This is a genomic window from Wolbachia endosymbiont of Cylisticus convexus (genome assembly GCF_003344345.1).
Genome location: NZ_QPIP01000224.1, coordinates 1 through 8,702, shown reverse-complemented (window position 1 = coordinate 8,702; position 8,702 = coordinate 1). Strand labels below are relative to the sequence as shown.

The following is an 8,702-nucleotide window of genomic DNA, read 5'->3' as shown; positions in this document are numbered from 1 at the left end:
CCTTTTGTGCAAATCCCAATTTGCATAGCACCAGCGTTCAATTTGAAAAAGCTTAGATGTTCTATAGGGATCATCCTCTTTAATAGACGAAAATAAAACTTTTGGAATATCTGAACGCAGCATAATCACCCCTCTATGAATGGAAAAACATGGAAACTAGTACACTTAAGCATACACCATAGTAGTCTAATACCATTTTAGGCAAGATATCCTATCTCTAAATTTTGTCAACCCCTAATTTGAAAAAATTTTTTAATCTGAAGTAATTTTTAAAAAAGGCTCTTAATAGGCTTAATATAAGGTCTTTTTTAAATTCTGTTTTTTATAAATCTACCTTAATTCTAAAATAAACTAATATTAATCTAGCAATATATTTCATTAATAACTTAAATAATACAACCATTTCCAGCGCTCAAAACCAAGGGCGGTGAGAATCTTTCGTTTTGGGATGGAATGGTCTACCACGTGATACATTCGAACTTTTATTTATAATAATTTTACTATACGCTAAAATCAGCTATATTGGCTCACTTTCACTAAATCTACGTACGAACTGTTTTGCCTAATTTTGTTGCAAAGATTTCAAAATTCCATTTTCACAACCCTATTTTTACTTGGCTTGTTCTCACAAATATACGATCTATTTTCTTTTTAAACAAAGTAAACATTTAAAATTTTTATGACGCTGAGGAGTATGGTATTTCCTGTAAATTCCAATAGAATTTTTATATCTGTTCAATATAGAAAATGTTTTCCATGAAGTTTTTTTTATCCTCAGTAATTTTAGGTTGTTATTTAATTCTAACTTTTACATAATCCCATAAATATTTTTATATGGAGAGTGCAATGCCAAGAATAACAGAACGTCATGCTGCAGTACTTAATAAGTTACAAAGTGTTATTGAACATACAGATTCCCAAATTGCTGCTGAAAGGCGTTTAGCTATTGAAAGATGGGTGAAGACCTATATTAGGCAAGTGAAATCTCTCGAAGGTGATAAGCTACAATTCTTATACAACATGTTTCGCGATGAGAGTTGTTGGTCGGGTGCAAAGTTGAATAACACTAGCCTAGGACAAAGGCTAACTGAAGAAAGCATAAATGGGATAGAAAATCCGTTTTCTAGATATAAAATGGCATGTAGATATTGCGTGAAAGAAAAAATTAAAGACCTTTTTCAGGAAAAGTTCGACCTTCACAAGAGCAGGTTTTCTCCTGATGCAGTAGATGATGATGGTGGACCTGCGGCCAGCAACGATAAGTATATAAGAAGTGATCTGTTAGACTCTATGGAAAATTATGATCCTGTATCTAGTTTTTGGATTGATAGAGAATCTGAAGAATTAAAATTAAAAGAATACAGTGATATAGATGGATTCCGAGAAGCTGTAGATCTTAAATGGAGCGAGGGAGTGGAATATTTCTATAACCGCTTAAACGAGCAAGAAAGAGAAGAGGAAATTATTAATGCGGTTATTACCTTGTCCACTGTTCAATGTAACTACAATCGTGCTACCGTTTTAGATTTTTGCCTGTATAAAATGGATGATCCAGCAAAACATGAGCTGTTGCTTAAGTTGTTAGAAAAAGATCAAGGAGTATATTCACTTCTTAATGGTTTGATACGTTGGAGTTTTCTTGATACAGTTCAAGATATAATGAAGCGCTGGTGCTATGAAGAAGTTTCAGTACCTGCAGACAAAATACTTTCACATCATGATTATGGACTCCTCCTTTCCTCGTTTTCAAATGTGATATTGGAAAATCCTGAGTTAAGTGCCCAAGCTAGATCAATTACTATGGATATTTGGAGGTGCAATCGCTTTAATGAGCATAAAAAGGCTGCTGTTTTTTCGAATGGTAGAGTCCCAATCAAACGCATGCTTGCCGGATTAATTGTAGATTGGGAGCGCGGTCGTGCTTCAGGTGATACTGGAAAAAAAGACGAGGTGTTAGAGATTTTACAGTTTGCAAAAAAGTATTGTACACAGGAGGATTTTGTGAGTTTTAAAAATTATTTAATTAGCAACCTAAAAACAGTTGGTAGAACTGGTATGAAGAGTGGTGTTGATTATGGTAAGCTGGCAGAAGGATTGTTTTCTGAGTTAGATAAGGTACCTATTCCCCACAGTGGCTTTGGTGATCCGCAGTCCATGTTAGAAGCCCCTGGTATTAGTGGTTCGTCTGGTCATAGTAAGTAGAGGTGTTTTATGCATAACAATGGTGAAAATATCGGATTCATTAGAAATTTGTTAGATGGAAATTGTCGGGAGTTTACAGAAAGGTTTGAGTCTTTCTTGGATCAATGTCCATCTTTCTTGCACTCGGTTGGTAAGGGTCGCTTTTTCCCTGCATTCTTTTTTGGTATGTTTGCTACTGCGTTTGATTCTGATGTTGCAGATAATGAAAAAATTTATTTTCGTTTTGACAATGATCCAGGTAGACCTAGAAAAGGAAATTTAAAGGTTGCTGTATTAACTAATGACAGAGATAGAAGAGGTTACAGAATTGTAAGATGTTTTACTATTGCCGATAGACAAAATAGTTTTGGTTCAAGATTTAGTCAGCAAGAGAAATTGTGGATAGAGAATAATTTACAACAGCAGAATGTTGCATTACGGGCTAGGCGGTTTGCATGGGAAGAGTATAAAACATTTGCATGGGCAGAAAATCAAGGAGAAGAGGAAGAAATAAGATGTGTAAAAATTCGTGAGGGAAATGCATTTACTGGAAATTCAGCATCTCCATGCGATGGTGGTTTTGAAGAGATCACCAGGACCTTTGGTATACAACAAGGTTTCCTGTCAGGTCTATTAGGAGATCTGGCAAGTAATAATGCAGATGATGTTGTTGATACTATTGATGATGTTTTGCAGTACATAATTAATCTCTACAATAGGTACAATCAGGTACTAGATTTCAATGGCAAGGAGTCAGACTATCATGGTTTTCTGTCAGGATTTTTGATGAATTTTAGGTATCGTCATACAGCTGGTATTTACCTTGAGTTATTTGTGGGGGGTGGATATACAGATATTACTTTTCTTGTACGTGGTGTACAACGATTGATAGATTCTGTTCCTATTATAATTGAACTCAAGGCAGGGCAAACAAGAGACAGATGTGCTGATCGAGCGTTGGCACAGGCTGAAAATTACGTTACAAGATGTCCTGTTTCATCTATATCCATCCACACCTCATCGGATGATGCTGTTTGTGTAGGATTAAATTTTGATTTAGATAACAACGAACGTTTACAGCTTAGTACTCAAAGCTTTTTGGAAAGAGAATCTTCTTTAGTAGAAAGGCTGTTTAATGGATCTATGGCCGAAATTCAAGAGAGTGTTAGAAACTATTTACTATATCCATCTTTTGGTGTGCCTGCTGTGCCTGACACTAGAGGTACTAACAGCAGAGTATTTTCCTACACAACTAGATTTACTTTTGCAAGTGCTGCGTTTGCAAAAAGAAGAATTGAGTTGGAAGATGGAAGTGAGGTATATGTAGATAAGTACTTGTTTCAATACCATGATGATGATAGGATGCGAGGTCGACATGGAGGAGTAGCACAAGTAAATGTTGGGGATCGTGCCTTAACTATGGTTTTACGAGCGTTATGGGCAGGAGAAGAAGGAGTTTTTGTGCTTGATATTCGTCACGCGTTAGCTCACCAATTTCCCCTACAAGGCCTAGACTTGTCACGTTGGCCAGATGCTAGAGTATATGAAGTGGTGTGCACATTGAATCCAAGTAGAAGAGCTGAGGATGATCTTGGTTTAGCCGTTAATGTGACACAATTTCAATCACCTGCCGATTATCTACAGCATAAGGGCAATCAGTCTTTTCAAGGTGAGCTTTTACCAGTAGGTGGTGGTAGTAATGTACACAACACTGCAAATGTCATGATGAATACCGGTTGGCAAGATGTGAATAGGCACAAGGGATTATTTCAAGCAATTTCTAATGTGCTATTTCCGTTAAAGTGGGTAGTGAATAGAAATAACGCCCAAGAGGTTGGGTTTCATTCTGTGTTGCACGGATTGTTTTATACTTGTAATAATCCTGCTAGGGTAATTATAGAATTCCAGTTGGGAGGAGGAGAGAAGATAGATTTGGTGTTGTTACGGTCTGTAGAAAGTGGAGGTGGTGTTCATCCAATTGGGATAGAGTTAAAGTTTGCTGGCACGGGCGAACTACAGGATAAAAAACAAGAGGCAAATAATCAGTTAAATAGTTATTTGCAATGTAGAGGATATAAGCGTATTACCGATGGAGACACAGTAGTTTTATCGTACGCTATATGGAATGATCGTGCGCAGAGGCCAGATACTCTTATATCAGTTAAGGATGTTCTTCGTATAAGGGACAACTTAGGACACAGTTCTGCAGATGATCTTCCTGGCAGATGAGGGTTATTGAGAATTTACATATCAAATTAAGTGTATAATAGATTGTACTGGTAAAATGTATATGGCAGTTTGCCCTAACATTTTCGAAGTTGTCCGGAAACAGCCTTGTTGCATAGCTAATTAAGAAGATAGCAGGCTCAAAGTCATATGAAGTTACAGTAGGAGAACACAACTCTCTAAAAAACACGAAAATTAGAAAAGTTATGCTTGCATTAGCTTTTATTCATGCTAATTATTGTGCATAATATATTTATAGATTGAGGGAATATGGTGTTAGAATATATCTTAGAGAGTAAGCAGGTTTGTGCAAAAAAGCCATTTGGTGGATTAGCTACTGAAGAACAGCATGATGATGAGTTTTTTGGTGCGGAAGATAATAATAACAATTATGCAACTATTAGTGAGAGCGATGGTGAGTGGAGTCCTGTACATCATGCTGCTCTAGGGAATTACAGCTGTATAGTTGCACTTCTATCTGATACCACAGGATCTAAGTGGGATGACTCCTTTGCATTTAGATGCACTAAAAGTTCTACTAGATAACGGAGCAGACACTAGTATACAGGATAATAATGGAAATGTTGCTTTGCATTTTGCTAACCTTAATAACAGCCAAGCTCTATTGCAAGCTGCAGAACCCAATGGCAACATGAACAATGTGAACGTGGAGAACTTATACGGACCAGAAATGGGTAGATGAAACTATTAAGCTGGTAGACAGGATGTTTTTCTTGTTAATTTTCGCTTGCATGTTACAATAAACATCAAAGATGAGGTACATGCTATGAGTAGTGAGGTAAAAAACAAGCGATGTGTGGAATACGCAGAACAAACTAGCTCAAAAAGTTATTATTCTTCAGAGTATCGGGATTCACAGCCAAATACTGCTCTAAGCAATTTAAACTCAGGGGAAGACTCGAACTCAAGCTATGATTCAGATAACCCTTTGACTGATGAAGAGAGTTTATTGGTTGAAGAGTTTTATAAGGAAATGGAAAATAGACAGGAGAAAAGTAAGCAAAAGTATAAGGAAATTAAAGAAGAAATTACACAAAAGTATAAAAAAGATTGGACAAAGGATGATCTAATAGAAGAAATTATAAGAAAGTATGGAGAAGATTGGACAAAGAATGCTCTAAAGGATGATCTAATAGAAAAAGTTATACAAAAGTCTGGAAAAGATTGGACAAAGGATAATCTAATAGAAGAAATTGCAAGAAAGTATGGAAAAGATTGGACAGAGGATGTTCTAATGGAAGAAATTATACAAAAGTATGGAGAAGATTGGATAAAGGATGATCTAATAGAAGAAATTGCAAGAAAGTATGGAAAAGATTGGACAGAGGATGATCTAATAGAAGAAATTATACAAAGGTCTGGAGAAGATTGGACAAAGGATGATCTAATAGAAGAAATTATAAGAAAGTATGGAAAAGATTGGACAGAGGATGATCTAATAGAAGAAATTGCAAGAAAGTATGGAAAAGATTGGACAAAGGATGCTCTAATAGAAGAAATTATAAGAAAGTATGGAAAAGATTGGACAAAGAATGCTTTAAAGTATGCTCTAATAGAAGAAGTTACACAAAAGTATGGAGAAGGTAATACTCTAAGGGGTGTTCTAATAAAAGAAATTACACAAAAGTCTGAAGAAATTTGGGTAAGGGGTGCTCTAGAAGAAATTAGATGTGTAGTAAATAATTATCTTAAAAAGGGAATAAAGTTGAACTCATATTGTGGCGACAATGGAACAACTGTAGTGAATTTAATACTTAGGAGAGTGCTAGATGTTCTTGAAGAGGTTACAGAAGTAACCTCTGGCAAATTTATTTATTATAGTGAAGATCTAGCAACAGATGAAGAAAGTGTGAGTATTATACAAGATATTGTTAAAAATTTACTATTAAAAGGCGGGAAAGTGCAGCGAGATTTTTTCTATAACGATAGGATATCACATGCAACTATGGGATTTATAAATCCTCGTAGTAAAGGGTTTCATGAAGATGAAGAGAAAGAGTTTGATAAATGTCTTTTTGGTGAATGTAAATACATTATGGATCAGCTAAAAAGTGCTGCGTATGAAAGCATTGTGAACAAAAACAAACAAATTCAAGATGAGTTAGAAATAAGCATAGATAATATATATTCTCATATAAAGTATCCACAAGGTAGTATTGTTGAGGTTGTAAAAATTACAAATGAATTGGAGGTGGAAAATCTAGAATTAGAAGTCTGCGAGTTGGAGATAGGAGAAAGTAAAGTAATAGTTGAATTTGAAGAAAAAAGCAGAAATTACACTGACATTGCAGGTAGTGACGGTATAGTGTTAACTTTCTACACCAGCTTGGGGGAGTTAGAAGTTGAATTATATCTTGATGAGGAGGATGAAAATCTCATAGGGATAGAAGTAAGAGATCAAGAAAAGTTAGAGAAATTGAAAAGCTGTAACGAAGAAATAGGGGAAAATTGCTTATTAGGAGGTTTATCAGTTAATCAAGCTATAAAACAAGGGTATTTTGAACGATCTAGAGAGCTTTGTCAGTCTTCTGAAAGAGTTAGCTTATCTGAAAAAATTGAGGAAGCAGCATTGGAAGCAGTAAAAGATTTAGAGTATGGCGATATAGTAAACTCTTCGTCAAATTCCTGTAGAGAAGGTTATGCAGAAAATCAGGGCGCTAGTATCAACTCAAGTCACTCAGTGCAGCATAGCAAGTCAAGTGGAAATAGGAGAAGTACAAGTGCTCTAGGTTAAAATAACAGATTTTTAGGCAAGGCCAAGGGTTATAAATTACCTTTCTTCAAGCACCGATTTTCGAGATTACAATTTTATTTACCTCTTGTGAGTAGCTCTCTACAGTTGGAGTTACATTAAATTCTACTATGTTTTTATCCAAAGTTACATCATTTACCGGGAATGTTCAAAAAAGTGTGTCAAGCCGCATTTTTAGTTCAACTCAATTTTCAACCTATCTGGAAAGAAAATATCAAGTTGAGACATAGTTAAAGCCCAATTAGGGAGAGCCATAATCCACTTTTGCTCTACCTTTTTTATAGCACAATATACCTGTTTGTACAAGGCATTTGTACTAGTAAATGAACCCTTAGTTTTAGTAAATTTCCTGATTTGTCTATGCAACCCCTCAATTGGATTAGTGGTGTAAATCAGCTTCCTAACTGGCCCAGAATACTTAAAATAACTGGATAAGTTTTCCCAATTGTTCTGCCAGGATTTTATAACTAAAGGATACTTTTCTCCCCATTTTCCTTCCAGCTCAAGCAGATAATTCTCAGCAATTTCTTTACTTGAAGCACGATATATTTTTTTCAGATCATTCATGAAAACTTTCACATCTTTACTGGATACATATTTCAGTCATTCATGAAAACTTTCACATCTTTACTGGATACATATTTCAGAGAATTTCTTATTTGGTGTACTATACATAGCTGCACTTCTGCACTGGGAAATACACTGTTGATGGCTGCAGGAAAGCTTTTTAGCCCATCTACACATGCAATCAGAATATCTTCTACTCCTCTTTCTTTGAGGTTATTTAGCACTTCCAACCAAAAGTTAGCTCCTTCACTTTCAGCCAAATAAAAGCCCAGGACTTCTTTTCTGCCATTTTGGTCTATGCCCAATATATTGTACATACATTTACTTACGCAATGTCCATCCTCCTTGACCTTAAAGAACATCCCATCCATAAATACTATCGGGTATACTGATTGCAGTGGACGACTACGCCATTCATTGATTATAGGCAGTAATTTGTCGGTAATACTTGATATCTCTGCTACCGATATTTTGTGATCATAAATTTCCTCAACGTGTGACGCTATATCTCTATAGCTCATACCACTGGCAAATGTGCTCAAAATCTTCGTTTCAAGCTCTGGATGTAAGCTTGTTTGCCTTTTTTTGACTATTTGCGGCTCAAAACTTCCTTCTCTATCTCTTGGCGTTAACAGCTCAAATGAACCTGCACTTGTACGTAAAGTCTTTCCATTCCTCCCATTTCTGCGATTATTTTCTTCACTTTCAGCTAATAAATGGTTTTCTATTTCACCTTCTAGACTCGCCTCCAGCAGCTTTTTTATAAATGGTGTTAATGCTCCCTCCTTTCCTGTCAACGGTCTTCCTTCTCGTATAGACGACAGGATATTTGTTTCCAACTCTTTATAATCTACCAATCCGTTAGTTCTGTTTACTACTTTTTGACTCATTGTCAAACCTCCATTTTTAAATTGATATAAATTACTTTTTTTCGGTTTGACACACTTTTTTGAAC

5 protein-coding genes and 1 pseudogene are annotated in these 8,702 nt (G+C 35.7%); 5 read left to right on the top strand and 1 reads right to left on the bottom strand.

Annotation, left to right across the window (positions count from 1 at the left end):
• Positions 1-846 precede the first annotated feature (846 nt).
• The 5 genes from Wcon_RS10715 to Wcon_RS10695 all read left to right on the top strand — a co-directional run bounded on the left by Wcon_RS10715 (position 847) and on the right by Wcon_RS10695 (position 7,162).
• Positions 847-2,202, top strand: a complete 1,356-nt coding sequence (locus Wcon_RS10715) for a hypothetical protein (RefSeq protein WP_114517661.1) — start codon at positions 847-849, stop codon at positions 2,200-2,202.
• A gap of 9 nt (positions 2,203-2,211) precedes the next feature.
• Complete coding sequence (locus Wcon_RS10710) at positions 2,212-4,410, top strand: hypothetical protein (protein ID WP_114517660.1); 2,199 nt, start codon at positions 2,212-2,214, stop codon at positions 4,408-4,410.
• A 270-nt stretch (positions 4,411-4,680) separates the two neighbouring features.
• Positions 4,681-4,953 carry a hypothetical protein gene (locus Wcon_RS10705; RefSeq protein WP_147269166.1) on the top strand — a complete coding sequence of 91 codons (273 nt, stop codon included), beginning with the start codon at positions 4,681-4,683 and terminating at the stop codon, positions 4,951-4,953.
• The gene (locus tag Wcon_RS13225) at positions 4,910-5,110 is read left to right on the top strand and encodes an ankyrin repeat domain-containing protein (RefSeq protein ID WP_410543460.1); all 201 of its coding nucleotides are present in this window, start codon (positions 4,910-4,912) and stop codon (positions 5,108-5,110) included. The genes Wcon_RS10705 and Wcon_RS13225 overlap by 44 nt, the downstream gene beginning before the upstream one ends.
• Before the next feature lie 84 nt (positions 5,111-5,194).
• The gene (locus Wcon_RS10695; protein ID WP_114517657.1) at positions 5,195-7,162 is read left to right on the top strand and encodes a hypothetical protein; all 1,968 of its coding nucleotides are present in this window, start codon (positions 5,195-5,197) and stop codon (positions 7,160-7,162) included.
• A 192-nt stretch (positions 7,163-7,354) separates the two neighbouring features.
• Here Wcon_RS10695 and Wcon_RS10690 read toward each other — a convergent pair.
• Positions 7,355-8,637: pseudogene (locus tag Wcon_RS10690) on the bottom strand (IS256 family transposase).
• Between the last annotated feature and the right edge of the window lie 65 nt (positions 8,638-8,702).

Bases quoted from the DNA above. Each gene is read 5' to 3' on its own strand.
- Wcon_RS10715 (WP_114517661.1), top strand. From the start codon at position 847: ATGCCAAGAATAACAGAACGTCATGCTGCAGTACTTAATAAGTTACAA.
- Wcon_RS10710 (WP_114517660.1), top strand. From the start codon at position 2,212: ATGCATAACAATGGTGAAAATATCGGATTCATTAGAAATTTGTTAGAT.
- Wcon_RS13225 (WP_410543460.1), top strand. From the start codon at position 4,910: ATGACTCCTTTGCATTTAGATGCACTAAAAGTTCTACTAGATAACGGA.
- Wcon_RS10695 (WP_114517657.1), top strand. From the start codon at position 5,195: ATGAGTAGTGAGGTAAAAAACAAGCGATGTGTGGAATACGCAGAACAA.